14 protein-coding genes are annotated in these 15,795 nt (G+C 62.9%); 4 read left to right on the forward strand and 10 right to left on the reverse strand.

All coding sequences use genetic code 11. The features are described 5' to 3' along the window. Positions 1-6: 6 nt before the first annotated feature. Positions 7-2,673, reverse strand: coding sequence for an alanine--tRNA ligase (alaS, locus tag ACFFNA_RS11525; protein ID WP_378918256.1), 2,667 nt, complete (start codon positions 2,671-2,673; stop codon positions 7-9). A 401-nt stretch (positions 2,674-3,074) separates the two neighbouring features. After that, the gene (gene recA / locus ACFFNA_RS11530; protein ID WP_111542534.1) at positions 3,075-4,172 is read right to left on the reverse strand and encodes a recombinase RecA; all 1,098 of its coding nucleotides are present in this window, start codon (positions 4,170-4,172) and stop codon (positions 3,075-3,077) included. 281 nt (positions 4,173-4,453) lie between these two features. Here recA and ACFFNA_RS11535 point away from each other — a divergent pair, with 281 nt between their 5' ends. Together ACFFNA_RS11535 and ACFFNA_RS11540 are read left to right on the forward strand one after the other, a co-directional pair. Further along, complete coding sequence (locus tag ACFFNA_RS11535; protein ID WP_378918258.1) at positions 4,454-5,398, forward strand: carbohydrate kinase family protein; 945 nt, start codon at positions 4,454-4,456, stop codon at positions 5,396-5,398. Between the two features lie 75 nt (positions 5,399-5,473). Further along, the gene (locus ACFFNA_RS11540; RefSeq protein ID WP_378918260.1) at positions 5,474-6,391 is read left to right on the forward strand and encodes a pseudouridine-5'-phosphate glycosidase; all 918 of its coding nucleotides are present in this window, start codon (positions 5,474-5,476) and stop codon (positions 6,389-6,391) included. Positions 6,392-6,593: 202 nt separating this feature from the next. Here the strand turns inward: ACFFNA_RS11540 and ACFFNA_RS11545 are convergent, their stop codons facing one another. Further along, complete coding sequence (locus tag ACFFNA_RS11545; protein ID WP_378918262.1) at positions 6,594-6,917, reverse strand: TfoX/Sxy family protein; 324 nt, start codon at positions 6,915-6,917, stop codon at positions 6,594-6,596. 91 nt (positions 6,918-7,008) lie between these two features. Here ACFFNA_RS11545 and ACFFNA_RS11550 point away from each other — a divergent pair, with 91 nt between their 5' ends. Next, positions 7,009-7,506 carry a GFA family protein gene (locus ACFFNA_RS11550; RefSeq protein ID WP_111542538.1) on the forward strand — a complete coding sequence of 166 codons (498 nt, stop codon included), beginning with the start codon at positions 7,009-7,011 and terminating at the stop codon, positions 7,504-7,506. A gap of 189 nt (positions 7,507-7,695) precedes the next feature. Here the strand turns inward: ACFFNA_RS11550 and sufA are convergent, their stop codons facing one another. The 7 genes from sufA to ACFFNA_RS11585 form a co-directional block, all read right to left on the reverse strand. Continuing rightward, positions 7,696-8,076: a Fe-S cluster assembly scaffold SufA gene (gene sufA, locus ACFFNA_RS11555; protein WP_378918264.1), complete on the reverse strand. Its 381-nt coding sequence runs from the start codon at positions 8,074-8,076 to the stop codon at positions 7,696-7,698. Between the two features lie 110 nt (positions 8,077-8,186). After that, the gene (locus ACFFNA_RS11560; RefSeq protein WP_378918266.1) at positions 8,187-8,576 is read right to left on the reverse strand and encodes an SUF system Fe-S cluster assembly protein; all 390 of its coding nucleotides are present in this window, start codon (positions 8,574-8,576) and stop codon (positions 8,187-8,189) included. Between the two features lie 5 nt (positions 8,577-8,581). Continuing rightward, a complete protein-coding gene (locus tag ACFFNA_RS11565) occupies positions 8,582-9,823 on the reverse strand; it encodes a cysteine desulfurase (protein WP_378918268.1) in 1,242 nt (413 codons plus the stop codon). Positions 9,824-9,928: 105 nt separating this feature from the next. Continuing rightward, a complete protein-coding gene (gene sufD / locus ACFFNA_RS11570; RefSeq protein ID WP_378918270.1) occupies positions 9,929-11,197 on the reverse strand; it encodes a Fe-S cluster assembly protein SufD in 1,269 nt (422 codons plus the stop codon). 25 nt (positions 11,198-11,222) lie between these two features. Beyond that, positions 11,223-11,978: a Fe-S cluster assembly ATPase SufC gene (gene sufC / locus ACFFNA_RS11575; RefSeq protein ID WP_378918272.1), complete on the reverse strand. Its 756-nt coding sequence runs from the start codon at positions 11,976-11,978 to the stop codon at positions 11,223-11,225. A gap of 26 nt (positions 11,979-12,004) precedes the next feature. Beyond that, positions 12,005-13,522: a Fe-S cluster assembly protein SufB gene (gene sufB, locus ACFFNA_RS11580; RefSeq protein ID WP_378918274.1), complete on the reverse strand. Its 1,518-nt coding sequence runs from the start codon at positions 13,520-13,522 to the stop codon at positions 12,005-12,007. A 188-nt stretch (positions 13,523-13,710) separates the two neighbouring features. Then, the gene (locus ACFFNA_RS11585; protein WP_378918327.1) at positions 13,711-14,874 is read right to left on the reverse strand and encodes a cysteine desulfurase family protein; all 1,164 of its coding nucleotides are present in this window, start codon (positions 14,872-14,874) and stop codon (positions 13,711-13,713) included. 238 nt (positions 14,875-15,112) lie between these two features. Here ACFFNA_RS11585 and ACFFNA_RS11590 point away from each other — a divergent pair, with 238 nt between their 5' ends. Further along, a complete protein-coding gene (locus tag ACFFNA_RS11590; protein WP_013532163.1) occupies positions 15,113-15,787 on the forward strand; it encodes an alpha/beta hydrolase in 675 nt (224 codons plus the stop codon). The last annotated feature ends 8 nt before the right edge of the window (positions 15,788-15,795 follow it).

Here is a 15,795-nt window from a genome sequence, read left to right on the forward strand (position 1 = left end):
GGACTTTCAGGCTGCCTCCAGCGCCGCCTTGACCGCGGCGATCGCATCACTGGCTTTCGAAGCGTCGGGGCCACCGGCCTGCGCCATGTCGGGCCGCCCGCCGCCGCCCTGACCGCCCAATGCGGCGGAGGCCACGCGCACCAGATCGACGGCGCTGAAACGGCTTAACAGATCATCGGTGACAGCGACCACGACGCTCGCCTTGTTGTCCTCGCCGGCGCCGACGAAGACGACGACGCCGGAACCGAGCGAGCTCTTGCCGGCATCGGCCAGCGGCTTCAGATCCTTCGGCGAAACACCCGAGACCGCCTTGCCGAGGAAGCCGACGCCCGCCACCGTCTCGTTCTCGGCCGGCGCACCCGCCGCGGCTCCGCCGCCCAGCGCCAGTTTCTTGCGCGCTTCGGACAGTTCCTTCTCGAGCTTCTTGCGCTCGTCGAGCAGCGCCTCGACACGCGCCGGCACGTCGGCCGGCGAGATCTTCAGCGTCGCGGCGACCGATTTCAAACGCCGGTCCTGCTCGTCGAGATGCTTGCGTGCGGCTTCGCCGGTCAAAGCCTCGATGCGGCGCACGCCGGCGGCGACCGCGCTGTCCGACACGACACGCACCAGACCGATATCACCGGTCGCCATGACATGCGTGCCGCCGCAGAGCTCGACCGAATAGGGCCGGTTGGCCTTGGCGCCATGCAGGCCGGTGCCCATCGACACGACGCGCACTTCATCGCCGTACTTCTCGCCAAACAGCGCCATGGCGCCTTCGGCAATGGCGTCGTCGACCGACATCAGGCGCGTGCTCACCGGGCCGTTCTGGACGACGATCTCGTTCGCCATGCGCTCGACCTCTTCGAGATCCTCTGCTGAAATCGGCTTGTTGTGCGAGATGTCGAAGCGCAGGCGCTCGGGCGCAACCAGCGAACCCTTCTGCGCGACATGGCTGCCGAGCACCTCGCGCAGCGCCTCATGGATCAGATGCGTCGCGGAATGGTTCGCGCGTAGCCTGGAGCGCCTGATATGGTCGACCTTCAGCTCGACGGCAGCGCCCGTCTTGACTGTGCCGCTGACCACCTTGCCGAGATGGACGAACAGCCCATCGGCCTTCTTCTGCGTATCGGAAATCTCGATCGAGAAGCCCTCGCCAGAAATGACGCCGGTGTCGCCCATCTGGCCGCCGGACTCGGCATAGAACGGCGTCTGGTTGACGACTACGGCAACCGCGTCGCCCTTGCTTGCGCTGTCGACGGTCTTGCCGTCCCGGACAAGCGCCTGGATGAGGCCTTCCGCCTGCTCGGTCTCGTAGCCGAGGAATTCGGTGGCGCCGGCCTTCTCGCGCACCGGGAACCACACACTCTCGGTGGCCGCGTCACCGGAGCCTGCCCAGTGGGCGCGTGCTTCGGTCTTCTGCCGCTCCATGGCATTGGTGAAACCGGCAAGATCGACCGAGATGCTGCGCTGGCGCAGCGCGTCCTGCGTCAGGTCGAGCGGGAATCCGTAAGTGTCGTAGAGCTTGAAGGCCGTCTCGCCATCCAGCATGTCGCCTGCGTGCAGCGTTTCCGTCGCCTCCGCAAGCAGGCCGAGGCCGCGCACCAGCGTCTTGCGGAACCGCGTTTCCTCGAGTTTCAGGGTCTCGGTTATCAACTGTTCGCCGCGCACCAGCTCCGGATAGGCCTGGCCCATCTCGCGCACCAGGGCCGGCACCAGGCGCCACATCAGCGGATCGCGGGCACCGAGCAACTGCGCATGGCGCATGGCGCGGCGCATGATGCGGCGCAGGACATAGCCACGGCCTTCGTTCGAGGGCAGCACGCCATCGGCGACCAGGAAGGAGGACGAGCGCAAATGATCGGCAATGACGCGGAAGGATGCGACCGTCTCCTTGTCGGGACCGTGCCCGATGGCGGACGACGCCGCGTCGATCAGGTGACGGAACAGATCGGTCTCAAAGACGCTCTCCACCCCTTGCAGGATGGACGCCATGCGCTCCAGGCCCAAGCCGGTGTCGATCGACGGGCGCGGCAGGTCGATACGCTCCTCCTTCGTCACCTGTTCATACTGCATGAACACCAGGTTCCAGAATTCGAGGAAACGGTCGCCATCCTCCTCCGGGCTGCCTGGAGGGCCGCCCCAGATGTGTTCGCCGCGGTCGATGAAGATCTCCGAGCACGGCCCACAAGGTCCGGTGTCGCCCATCGCCCAGAAATTGTCCGAGGTCGCGATGCGAATGATGCGGTCGTCGGAAAACCCGGCGATCTTCTTCCAGAAGCCGGCCGCCTCATCGTCCGTGTGATAGACGGTGACCAGCAGCTTGTCCTTGTTCAGCCCGAATTCCTTGGTGATCAGGTTCCAGGCGAGCTCGATGGCGCGCTCCTTGAAGTAGTCGCCAAAGGAGAAATTGCCCAGCATCTCGAAGAAGGTCAGATGGCGCGCGGTGTAGCCGACATTGTCGAGGTCGTTGTGCTTGCCGCCGGCGCGAACGCTCTTCTGGGCGGTCGAGGCGCGCGAATAGGGCCGCCTCTCCAATCCAGTGAAGACGTTCTTGAACTGCACCATGCCGGCGTTGGTGAACATCAGCGTCGGATCGTTGCGCGGCACCAGCGGGCTCGACGCGACGATCTCGTGACCCTCCTTGCGAAAGTAGTCGAGAAATGTCGACCGGATCTCGTTCACGCCACTCATGAATGCTGCCTTTTCGAGAGAACCGCCGGCGAACCGGCGGAAAATGGGCTCTGGGTATCAAAGCGCGTCGCGCTGAAAACGGATTCAGTCGACGCGCTTTAAGTTTTGCTTCTATGCATGTCGTTGTCCCAAAACCGCTGCGCACTTTTGGGCGACATCCATCAGAAAATAGACTTGGCCTTTTAGCGGTCGCACCGCACCCTGTCCAGAAACACGGAATTGGTCCAAATCGCGACTTTTACCAGCCGTTCGAACCGGGCTGCCACGAACCCAAAACGAAAAACCGCCGGCTCGAAAGCCGGCGGTTTGGAACGCGAAAACACAGAACTCAATTACATAAGCTTGAGATAATGGAACAAGATTATGGCCGATCTTCGGCCGGCATCTTGCGCACGAAGTTGTTACATCGCGCCGGATTCCTCCTCGAAACCGTCGTCGCCGCTCTCGGCGCCGCCATTCTCGAGGAATTTCTCAGCGATCAACCCGGCATTCTGCCTGAGCGCCAGTTCGATCTCGCGCGCCGTGTCGGGATTGTCGCGCAGGAACAGTTTGGCATTCTCGCGGCCCTGGCCGAGACGCTGCGAATTGTAGGAGAACCAGGCGCCCGACTTCTCGACCACGCCGGCCTTGACGCCGAGGTCGACCAGTTCGCCGGTCTTGGACACACCCTCACCATACATGATGTCGAACTCGACCACCTTGAAGGGCGGCGCCAGCTTGTTCTTGACCACCTTGACGCGGGTCTGGTTGCCGACGACCTCGTCGCGGTCCTTGACCGAGCCGATGCGGCGGATGTCGAGGCGGACCGAAGCGTAGAATTTCAGCGCATTGCCGCCCGTCGTGGTCTCGGGCGAACCGAACATGACGCCGATCTTCATGCGGATCTGGTTGATGAAGATGACCATGGTGTTGGAGCGCGAGATCGATGCGGTCAGCTTGCGCAGCGCCTGGCTCATCAGGCGGGCTTGCAGGCCGGGCAGCGAATCGCCCATCTCGCCTTCGATTTCGGCGCGCGGCGTCAGCGCCGCGACCGAATCGACCACCAGCACGTCGATGGCGCCGGAGCGCACCAGCGTGTCGCAGATTTCCAGCGCCTGCTCACCGGTGTCGGGCTGCGAGATCAGAAGGTTTTCCAGATCGACGCCAAGCTTGCGGGCATAGACCGGATCGAGCGCATGCTCGGCATCGACGAAGGCGCAGATGCCGCCCTTCTTCTGGGCTTCGGCCACGGTGTGCAGCGCCAGCGTCGTCTTGCCCGAGCTTTCCGGCCCGTAGATCTCGACGATGCGGCCGCGCGGCAGGCCACCGACGCCAAGCGCGATGTCGAGGCCGAGCGAGCCGGTCGGCACGGTTTCGATCTCGACGACCTGCTCGTTCGCGCCGAGCCGCATGATCGAGCCTTTGCCGAAAGCCCGCTCGATTTGCGACAGCGCCGCATCCAGAGCCTTTGATTTGTCCACCGCTTTGTCCTCTACCAGCCGCAAAGAATTCTGAGCCATGATACATCACCCCTTGGTCGTCAATGAAGGCCGGACAATCCGTAATCCCTGCCTATTTGTACCTTTTTTGTTCTCGTTTGGCAAGGGGGTTCAAATATCTGAAAAACAATCAATATCCGGATTTGTTCTTTTTTTGTCCTAGGGATTCGATCAGGAATGCGCCTCGCATTGGGCCAGACGGTGCAGTCGTTTCGATCTGCCGAATCGCGGGCCTGCATGCGAAGCTTCATCACACAGCCTAGCGCTTGTGCGGCTGGAATAACAAAGGTCATATCGCCGGCATGCTGAAATCTCCAAGAATTCTGGCAGTGGGCGGCGCCCATATCGACCGGCGTGGCCAGGTGTCCGGCGCTTACGTGCCGGCCGCGTCCAATCCCGGCACGATGCGCGAGGATGTCGGCGGCGGCGTCTTCAATGCTTTGCGCAATGCGGTCCGGCGCGGCGTTTCGGCCTCGCTGCTGTCGGTTCGCGGCGGCGATGCCGCCGCCGATACCGTTTCACGAGCCATCGCCGAGGCCGGGATTGCCGACCTGTCCGCCGTGTTCCTCGATCGCACGACGCCGAGCTATACGGCGCTGATCGACCGCGAGGGCGAATTGATCGTCGGCTTTGCCGACATGGCGCTCTATGAGCTGGCGTTTCCCAAGCAGGTCAGGCGCTCGAAGGTGCGAGAGGTTATCGCTGCCGCCGATGCCGTCTTCTGCGACGCCAATTTGCCGACGGCGGCACTGGAGCGGCTTGTGGCACTCGCCGCCGGCAAACCCGTCTTCGCCATTGCCATTTCGCCGGCCAAGATCGTGCGCCTGAGGCCGGTGCTCGGTAATCTGGCCGTCGTTTTCATGAACCGGCGCGAGGCAGTCGCACTGGCCGGCCTGGACAGTGCGGCCTCAGGGCAGGACATCGTAGACGGGCTGAAACGCGCGGGGCTCAAAAGCGGCGTGGTGACCGCGGGCGGCGCTCCCATGCTGGGCTTCGATGAAGCCGGCACCTTCTCGATCCGGCCGCCGACGCCAAGAAAGGTCGCTGACGTCACCGGCGCCGGCGATGCGCTGGCGGGTGCAACGGTCGCTGCCTTGCTGCGTGGCATGCCCTTGCGCGCAGCCCTGCGCGAAGGCATTGCCGCAGCGACGCTGGCCATCGAAAGCGCCGACGCCGTTCCCGATTTCACTACGGCGGCTTTCACCGAGGCGCTGGCTCTTGTGCCGGATGCGCAGGAAGTGGCATGAGACCGGCCAGTTCATAGTGCCGGAGTGTTTTCGCGCGTCCAGATGGATGCGCATCGCTCCGGATTGGAGATCAGGATGACACCAGAAACCGCCCGCCCCTTTATCGATATCCACGTGCCGGTTGCACAGGCTCTGGCTGCTGGCCGGCCTGTGGTGGCGCTGGAAAGCACCATCATCACCCATGGCATGCCCTACCCCGACAATGGCGCCATGGCGGCCGATGTCGAAAAGATCATCACCGATGGTGGCGCAGTGCCGGCGACGATCGCCGTGGTTGGCGGCCGCATCAAGATCGGCCTGTCGGACGGCGAGCGCGAGTCCCTGGCCATGACCGGCGACGCCATGAAGCTGTCGCGCGCCGACCTCGGCTTTGCGGTCGCGCAAGGGCGCACCGGTGGCACCACGGTCGCCGCCACGATGATCGCGGCGCATATGGTCGGCATCAAGGTGTTCGCCACCGGCGGCATCGGCGGCGTGCACAAGGGTGCGGAAAAGAGTTTCGACATCTCAGCCGATCTCGACGAACTGGCCCGCACGCCGGTGATCGTCGTGTCAGCCGGTGCCAAGGCCATCCTCGACATCGAAAAGACGCTGGAAGTGCTGGAAACACGCGGCGTACCCGTGGTTGGTCATGGCTGCGAGATGATGCCGGCCTTCTGGTCACGGCATTCGCCCTTCCGTGCGCCGCTGACCTTGCAGACACCGGAAGAGATCGCGCATTTCTACCAGACGCGGCAGGCGCTGGGGCTCGCCGGCGGCATACTGATCGCCAACCCGGTGCCCGAGAACCACGAAATCCCGGCCGAAGAGATGGCCGGCTATATCGAAGCCGCGCAAAAGGCCGCGGAAGCGCTCAACGTGACCGGCAAGGCGGTGACGCCGTTCCTGCTGGGGAAACTCTTGGAACTGACCGGCGGCAGGAGCCTGAAGACCAACATCGCGCTGGTTGAGAACAATGCGCGGCTGGCGGCGAAGATCGCCAAGGCGCTGTAGGACACCAGTACTTCAGCCTTTAGCGGCGAATGCCCCCTCACCCGGATTGCCAAAACCGAATTGCGAAGGGCAATTCGGGGCAATCCGGCCTCTCCCCGAGGGGAGAGGAGCTTGCAAGCGCCGACGCCAACCTCTTCTCCCCAGCGGGGAAAAGGTGGCCGCGAAGCGGCCGGATGAGGGGGCGGCCTCGCGCTTACGGGCGCTATTTCCCCGCCCGCCGCCCCGCCTCATAAGCGCGGCGTGCCCAGGCCGTCATCTCGTCGGGATCTTCAAAAGCGCTGTCGGGAATGCTCCAGTAGGGCATTGAGACCAGCTTGCCGTGGCGGGTGCCGGTATAGGTCCACTGCCGACAGCCTGCGGCCTCGAAGTCGGGCGCGCTTTGCGCGTCGGCCTTCAGCATCAACTCGCCGCGCAGCACGATGGCGACGATGACGCCGTCGAAATAGATGCCCTTGCCGCCGAACAGTTTGCGGATGCTGACCGGGCCGAGGCCCTCGAAGAGTTCTGCGATGCGTTCATTGTCCATGCCGCGATCATGTCATCGCGCCTGGGACTTGTCATGCCGCAACCAAAATGCTGCTGACAGGTTGAAAGACGTCTATCGGAGTTTTCCCATCATGCCGCTTCTGCTCAAGGGTTCCTGCCGCTGCAATGCCGTCCGTTTCGAGGTGGAGAGCCACACGCCGGCGCCGTTCATGCTGTGCTACTGCTCGATCTGCCGCAAGCAGCAAGGCGGCGGCGGCTTCGCCATCAATCTCGGTGCCGACAACGAGACCCTGAACATCAGGGGTAAAAGGAACCTTGGCGTCTACCGGGCCGAGATCGAGGACGATGAACATCCGCAGTGCGAGGTGTCATCGGGCGAGCGCAATTTCTGTCGCAAATGCGGGTCGGCACTGTGGCTCTACGATCCGACCTGGCCGGAGCTCGTGCATCCCTTCGCCTCGGCGATCGACAACGACCTGCCCATCCCGCCAAGCCGGGTGCATCTGATGCTGAAATACAAGGCGAACTGGGTCGAGCCAGTGGTTGGCAAGGGCGACAAGACGTTCGATGTCTACCCGGAGGAATCAATCGCCGACTGGCACAAGCGGACGGGAATGTGGGTGGAGTAGCGTCCTTCGCCCCGTTCACGGGGAGGTGAGGAGTGGTCCGCGCAGCGGACGAAAAGCCAATTGTTTGGCTTTTCGACTGACGAACACCGGCAGGCAGATGAGGGCCGCGCGAACTTCAGAGAGGCCGGCTCTGCCCCTCATCCGGCCCTTCGGGCCACCTTCTCCCCGTAAACGGGGCAAAGGAATGCCTCAGGCCGTGGCGCGTGCTTCCGCGAGTGCCTTGAGATCAGCCGGCTTCAGCTCGACGGATTCGCCGCAGCCGCAGGCCGAACTCTGGTTCGGGTTGTGGAAGGTGAAACCGGTGCGCAGCGTCGTCTGCTCGAAATCCATCTCGGTGCCGAACAGGAAAAGCGCTGCCTCCGGCGCCACATAGACATGGGCGCCGTCGCGCTCGATATGGTCGTCCTTGGTGTTGGGTTCGGCCACCAGGTCGACCGTGTACTCCATGCCGGCGCAGCCGCCCTTCTTGATGCCGAGGCGAATGCCATGCGCGTTGTCGCGGGTGGCGACGATCTCGCGCACCCGGTCGGCGGCCTTTTCGGTCATCGTGATGACGGCGAAGCGTCCCATCTTTTCTTTCTCCATTCCGTGCAGGTTCAAGGCCTGCCGAACGATTCCTCACCTAAAATGGTGAAGTTTTGCCACTGACGCAAGTGCGCCAACCCTTGTCGGGCTCGACGCTAGTACCAACCCACCGCGACCTGCGCCTCTTCCGACATGCGGTCGGGCGACCAGGGCGGGTCGAAGGTCATGTTGACCTCGACGCCGGAAACGCCTTCGACGGCGCCGACGGCGTTTTCGACCCAGCCGGGCATTTCGCCGGCGACTGGGCAGCCCGGTGCGGTCAGTGTCATGTCGATCTTGACCGAGCGGTCGTCCTCGATGTCGATCTTATAGACGAGGCCAAGCTCATAGATGTCGGCCGGGATTTCCGGGTCGTAGACGGTCTTCAGCGCCGAGACGATGTCATCGGTCAGCCGCGCCAGTTCGTCGGCGGGGATGCTCGAGGCGGAAACCACGCTGTTGGCGGTTTCCGGAGTGGTTTCGGCAGCGATGCTCACATCATCCATGGTCGTCACCCAAAAAACTTGCGCGCTTTTTCAAGCGCCTCGGCCAAAGCATCAACTTCGGCCCTGGTATTATACATGCCGAACGATGCCCTGCATGTGGAGGTTACGCCAAAGCGTTTCAACAGCGGCTGGGCGCAATGCGTGCCGGCGCGTACGGCAACGCCTTGCCTGTCTATCACCATCGACACGTCATGGGCGTGAATGCCCTGCAGTTCGAAGGAGATGATGGCGCCCTTGCCTGGGGCGTCGCCGAAGATGCGCAGCGAATTGATGGCCCGCAGGCGCTCATGCGCATATATCTTGAGGTCTTCCTCATGCGCGGCGATGCGTTCGCGGCCGACCTTTTCCATATAGTCGAGTGCGGCGCCGAGCCCGATCGCCTGCACGATCGGCGGCGTGCCGGCCTCGAAGCGATGCGGCGGCTCGTTGTAGGTGACGATGTCCTCCGTCACCTCCTCGATCATCTCGCCGCCGCCCATGAACGGGCGCATGCCCAGGAGAATGTCCTTCTTGCCGTAGAGCACGCCGATGCCCGACGGACCGTAGACCTTGTGGCCGGTGAAGACGAAGAAATCGCAGTCGAGATCCTGCACGTCGATCGGCATATGCACGGCGCTCTGGCTGCCGTCGACCAGCACCGGAATGCCGCGTGCGTGCGCGATGCGCACGATCTCCTTGATCGGCGTCACCGTGCCCAGCGCATTCGACATCTGGGTGATGGCGACCAGCTTGGTGCGGTCGGTCAGCCGCTTCTCGAATTCCTCGATGTGGAAGACGCCGAGATCGTCGACCGGCACCCAGACCAGTTTCGCACCCTGCCGCTCGCGGATGAAATGCCACGGCACAATGTTGGAGTGATGCTCCATGATCGACAGCACGATCTCGTCGCCCTCGCCGATGTTGGGCATGCCATAGCCATAGGCGACGGTGTTAATGGCCGAGGTCGTGTTCGAGGTGAAGACGATGTTGTCGGTGCTCGGAGCATTGAGGAAACGGCGCACCGCCTCTCGCGCCTTCTCATAGGCGTCGGTCGCCGCATTGGAGAGGAAATGCAGGCCGCGATGGACGTTGGCATATTCCTGGGAATAGGCGTGCTGTATGGTGTCGAGCACCACCTGCGGCTTCTGCGCCGAGGCGCCATTGTCGAGATAGACCAGCGGTCTGCCGTAGACCTCGCGCGACAGAATCGGGAAGTCGCGGCGGATCGCCTCGACGTCGTAGGGGATGTTTTCGACTTTCTGGTCCATTTCGAAGTCCTTGCCGCTCTAGGCCGCGTTCCTTCCAGCACCCCTCATCCGTCTTGGCGCTTCGCGCCAATCCACCTTCTCCCACAAGGGGAGAAGGGAGGGAGCTTACCCGTGTGTCACAAACCAGTCGTCGAGCTTCGCTTCCAGCGCCTCGACGATCGTCTCGTCGTCCAGTTCCTCGATCACCTCGGCGACGAAGGCTTTGACCAGAAGGCCGCGAGCGGTCTTCTCGTCGACGCCGCGCGCCATCAGGTAGAACAGATGGTCGTGGTCGATTTCGGTGACCGTCGCGCCATGACCGCAGACGACGTCGTCGGCGAAGATTTCAAGCTCCGGTTTAGTCGAGAACTCGCCATCGTCCGACAACAGCAGCGTGTTGCAGGCCATCTTGGCGTTGGTCTTCTGCGCATATTGATGAACGTTGATGCGGCCCTGGAAAACGCCGCGCGCCTTGCCCGTCACCACGTTGCGGATCACTTCCGTCGAGGCCGTATGCGGCACGGTGTGGTCGAGCACCATGGTCACGTCGGTGTGGGTGTCGCCGGCCAGAAGATTGATGCCGCGCAGCGTGAAGTCGGCGCCTTCGCCTGTCGTCCTGACCATGATCTCCTGGCGCACAAGCTTGCCGCCGGCATTCATGACGAACAGCGTCAGTTTCGCGTTCTTGCCGATATGGGCCTTGAACTGCGCCAGATGCGTTGCCGTCTCCGGCTGCTCCTGCACGATCAGCCACGTCACCTCTGCGCCTTCGCCGAGCACGAGCTGGCTGACCGAGCTGACCAGAGCAGCGCCCTCGCCGGCCTGGCGCTCGACAATGGTCGCCCTGGCGCCAGCGCCGACACGCACCGGCAGGCGCACATGGGTCTGGCCACCGGACTGCAGGTTCTGCAGTTCGATCGGCTTTGCCAGCTCGGCGCCATCGGCGATGTCGACAAAGTAACCGTCGGCAACGAAGGCGGTGTTCAGCGCGCCGATGGCATCATCGCTGCCATAGGAATCGAGCCCCGGCGCGATGCTGCCGTCAGTCAGCTTCTCGGACAGGCGCTGCACGGTGACGCCCTCGATATCAGGCACTTTCGCGCTCGACACGCCGTTCAGGACCGCCAACACGGCGGAGCCTTCCACGATCGGTGCAACGGCTTTGACCGCTGCGGCCGGATCGAAATCCGGCACCGCGTTCAACAGCCGGCGCAGATCGGTGTAGTGCCAGGATTCGATGCGCCGCGTCGGCAGGCCGTGCTTGATCGCCTCGATGGCGTCGTCGCGCTTCAGCATCACCGCGCCGTCGCCCGGCAGCAGCGACAGCCGGTCGCCGAACGCGTCGATCAACGCTGTCTCGGCCGGTGTCCGCTGCGGTTGTGTGTGCATATTCATCAGTTTCGCCTTGCCTTCTGGCATCTCACGCGGCTTCGCCGATCACGCCGGCATAGCCATTGGCTTCCAGATCGAGCGCCAGCGACTTGTCGCCGGACTTGATGACCTGGCCCTTGTAGAGCACGTGCACGGTATCGGGCACGATGTGTTCGAGCAGGCGCTGGTAGTGGGTGATGACCAGGAACGCACGGTCGGGCGCGCGCAGCGCGTTGACGCCCTCGGAAACGATCTTCAGCGCATCGATGTCGAGGCCGGAATCGGTCTCGTCGAGCACGCAGAGTTTCGGCTCCAGCAGCTTCATCTGCAGGATCTCGGCGCGCTTCTTCTCGCCGCCGGAGAAGCCGACATTGAGCGGCCGCTTCAGCATCGCAATGTCCATGCTGAGCGAGGCGGCGGCTTCCTTCACCCGCCTCAGGAATTCAGGGATCTTCAGCGGCTCCTCGCCGCGCGCCTTGCGCTGCTCGTTCATCGCTACTTTCAGGAATTCCATGGTCGCAACGCCCGGTATCTCCATCGGATACTGGAAGGCGAGGAAAATGCCCGATGTGGCGCGCTCGGCCGGATCCATTTCGAGGATCGACTTGCCGTTGTAGAGGATGTCGCCCTCGGTCACCTCATAGTCCTCGCGGCCGGCGAGGATATAGGACAGCGTCGATTTGCCCGAGCCGTTCGGCCCCATGATCGCGGCGACCTCGCCGGCTTGCACCGTCAGGCTCAAGCCGCGGATGATTTCGGTGCCGTCATCAACGATGCGGGCGTGCAGGTTTCTGATTTCAAGCATTCTTTGTTTCCTAAATATTTGTCCGGTCAGCCGACCGAGCCCTCAAGCGAGATTCCGATCAGCTTCTGCGCCTCGACGGCGAACTCCATCGGCAGTTGCTGGATCACGTCCTTAACGAAGCCGTTGACGATCAGCGCGATCGCTTCCTCTTCGGGAATGCCGCGCTGCATGACGTAGAACTTCTGGTCCTCGGAAATCTTCGACGTCGTCGCCTCGTGCTCGAACTGCGCCGTCGAATTCTTGGCTTCCATGTAGGGCACGGTGTGCGCGCCGCACTGGTCGCCGATCAGCAATGAATCGCAGTTGGTGAAGTTGCGGGCATTGGTCGCCTTGCGGTGTGCCGAGACCTGGCCGCGATAGGTGTTCTGCGAGAAACCGGCGGCGATGCCCTTGGAGATGATGCGGCTCGACGTGTTCTTGCCGAGATGGATCATCTTGGTGCCGCTATCGACCTGCTGGTAGCCGTTCGACACCGCGATCGAATAGAACTCGCCGCTGGAATCGTCGCCGCGCAAGATGCAGCTCGGGTATTTCCACGTGATCGCCGAGCCGGTCTCGACCTGCGTCCACGAAATCTTCGAACGGTCGCCACGACAGTCGCCGCGCTTGGTGACGAAATTGTAGATGCCGCCCTTGCCCTCGGCATCGCCGGGGTACCAGTTCTGCACCGTCGAATATTTGATCTCGGCATCGTCGAGCGCCACCAGTTCGACGACCGCGGCATGCAGCTGATTCTCGTCGCGCTGCGGCGCCGTGCAGCCTTCGAGATAGGAGACGTAAGCCCCCTCCTCGGCGATAATCAGCGTGCGCTCGAACTGACCGGTGTTCTTCTCGTTCATGCGGAAATAGGTCGACAGCTCCATCGGGCAGCGCACGCCCTTGGGCACGAAGACGAACGAGCCGTCGGTGAACACGGCGGAATTCAGCGTGGCGTAGTAATTGTCGGAGGTCGGCACGACCGAGCCGAGATATTTCTTCACCAGGTCCGGGTGCTCGCGGATGGCCTCCGAGATCGAGCAGAAGATGACGCCGGCCTGCGCCAGTTCCTTCTTGAAGGTGGTGACGACGGAGACGGAATCGAACACCGCGTCGACGGCGACGCGGCCCGATTTGTAGACATTGTCGCTGACTTCCTCGAGTTCCGAGGCGTCGGTCTTCTGCACACCGGCGAGGATTTCCTGCTCCCTCAGCGGGATACCCAGCTTTTCGTAGACCTTCAGCAGTTCGGGATCGACATCGCTCAGCGACGTCGGGCCGGGCGTGCTCTTCGGCGCCGCGTAGAAGTAGATGTCCTGAAAATCGATCTTCGGGTAGTGAACGCGCGCCCAGGTCGGCTCGTCGAGCGTCAGCCAGCGACGATACGCTTCCAGGCGCCATTCCAGCATCCAGGACGGTTCGTCCTTCTTGGCCGAAATGAAACGGATGATGTCTTCGCTGAGGCCCTTGGGGGCCTTGTCCATCGCGATTTCAGTTTGGAATCCGTATTTGTATTGGTCGACGTCGATCTTTCGGACCCGATCGATCGTGTCCTGCACAGCAGGCATATGCGTTCTCCATCCACGCCGGGGTCAAGGCCCGACAGTTTTCAAACTATGGCACCGCCAAAATGAACGCCGAAGGGCATTCGCGGCAGCGTAAGTTCCATATAGTGCGCTTCGACCGGAAATTCACCCGGCCAGCATAAAACGCACGGCTCTACCAGGCCGAAGGCCTGTCGTTAACCGGCCGCTGCTCATGCGGCCTTTTCCCTGTTCGCACGACGCGCGGCGATTCCAGCCAGCGCGGTGCGGAACAGCTCGATGTCCTGCGCGTCGGTCGCGGCACCGATCGACACGCGCAAGGCGCCAAGACTGTCGCCGTAGCCCATGGCTTTCAGCACATGGCTCGGCCCGACCTTGCCCGACGAACAGGCGGAGCCGGCCGACAGCGCCACACCGGCCAGATCGAAGGCGATCTGCGCGGTTTCGGCTTTGATGCCCGCAATAGCGAAGAATGTCGTGTTGGCAAGCCTTGGCGCGCCGGTTCCAAAGATTTCCGCGTCCGGCACCAGCATTTTCACGATGGCCTCGATCTCGTCGCGGCGATGCCGCACCGCGTCAATGGCCTGCAGTCCGTCGAGAGCCTCGCGTGCCGCAGCGCCAAACCCGGCGATGGCGGCGAGGTTTTCCGTGCCGCCGCGATGGCCCTTTTCCTGACCACCGCCATTGATCAGCGGCTTCGGCATCATCAGATCGGAGGCGGCGACGATGACGCCAACGCCCTTGGGGCCGCCAATCTTGTGCGAGGATAGAATCAGATAATCGGCGTAACCCGCTGACAGATCGATCGAAACGCGTCCCGCCGCCTGGACCGCGTCGACGACGAGGACGCCGCCCGCTGCCTTGACGATCTCTGCGATACGATTGATCGGCTGGATGACGCCGGTCTCGTTGTTTGCGGCATGGATGGCGACCAGCGGCAGGCCCTCGGCCTTGTCATGATGGGCGAGTGCGACCGCCAACGCGTCGAGATCGGCGATGCCGTTGGTGTCGACGCCGATCCGCGTCACCTGCGCTGCCGGGAAGCGCCCGCCATTCAACAGGCAGGGATGATCGGCTTCGGACACGTAAAGACGGCTCATGCGCAGCCTGCCGCGCCCCATCTGCCAGTCGGGCGTCAGCAGCGTCGAGGCAGCTTCCGTCGCGCCGGAGGTGAACACGACATGCTCGGCCTTGGCGTTGACCAGCGCTGCCACGTCACGCCTCGCGGTCTCGATCAGGCGGCGTGCGGCGCGCCCCTCGGCGTGGACCGATGACGGGTTGGCGGCGACATCAAGTGCGGTGACCATAGCCTCGCGCGCCGCGGCAAGCAGCGGCGCACTGGCATTGTAGTCGAGATAGGCGCGTATTCCGGCCATTTTCGTCCAGTTGGTCCCGTCAGAAGCCATTCCGCTGTCGTATCGCGTTATTTCCTTGAAATTCCAAGGCGAGCCGTCCTATTTACGCGGCTTGCGGCGCGGGTGGCCGGGCTCGACGTCTGGCCACTCAGTTTTGAACAATTCTAAACTAGCTTCTAAGAAGACGCTCGCCCTGCGTCAAGGCCAGAGGAAGGTTCGTTCCGGACGCCGCGCATTCGTATACCAAGTGGAGTTTTTCATGCCTGAGGTCATTTTCACCGGTCCTGCCGGCCGCCTGGAGGGACGCTACCAGCCTTCCAAGGAAAAGAGCGCGCCGATTGCCATCGTCCTGCACCCGCACCCGCAATTCGGCGGCACGATGAACAACAAGATCGTCTACGACCTCTTCTACATGTTCCAGAAGCGGGATTTCACTACGCTTCGCTTCAATTTCCGCGGCATCGGCCGCAGCCAGGGCGAGTTCGACCACGGCACCGGAGAGTTATCGGACGCCGCTGCCGCGTTGGACTGGGTGCAGTCGCTGCATCCGGATTCCAAGAGCTGCTGGGTCGCCGGTTACTCCTTCGGTTCCTGGATCGGCATGCAGCTCCTGATGCGCCGGCCGGAGATCGAAGGCTTCATCTCGATCGCGCCGCAGCCCAACACCTATGATTTCTCGTTCCTGGCGCCCTGCCCGTCGTCGGGCCTGATCATCCATGGCGATGCCGACAAGGTGGCGCCTCCGAAGGATGTGCAAGGCCTGGTCGACAAGCTGCACACGCAAAAGGGCATCACCATCACGCAGAAGACCTTGCCCGGCGCCAACCATTTCTTCTCCAACGATGCCGACCTGCTGCTCGAGGAATGTGCCGATTATCTCGACCGCCGGCTGGCCGGCGAATTGTCGGATCCGCGGCCGAAGCGGTTGAGATAGGCAAAGGA

It is taken from the genome of Mesorhizobium kowhaii, from assembly GCF_042431665.1.
GTDB classification, from domain to species: Bacteria; Pseudomonadota; Alphaproteobacteria; order Rhizobiales; family Rhizobiaceae; genus Mesorhizobium; species Mesorhizobium kowhaii.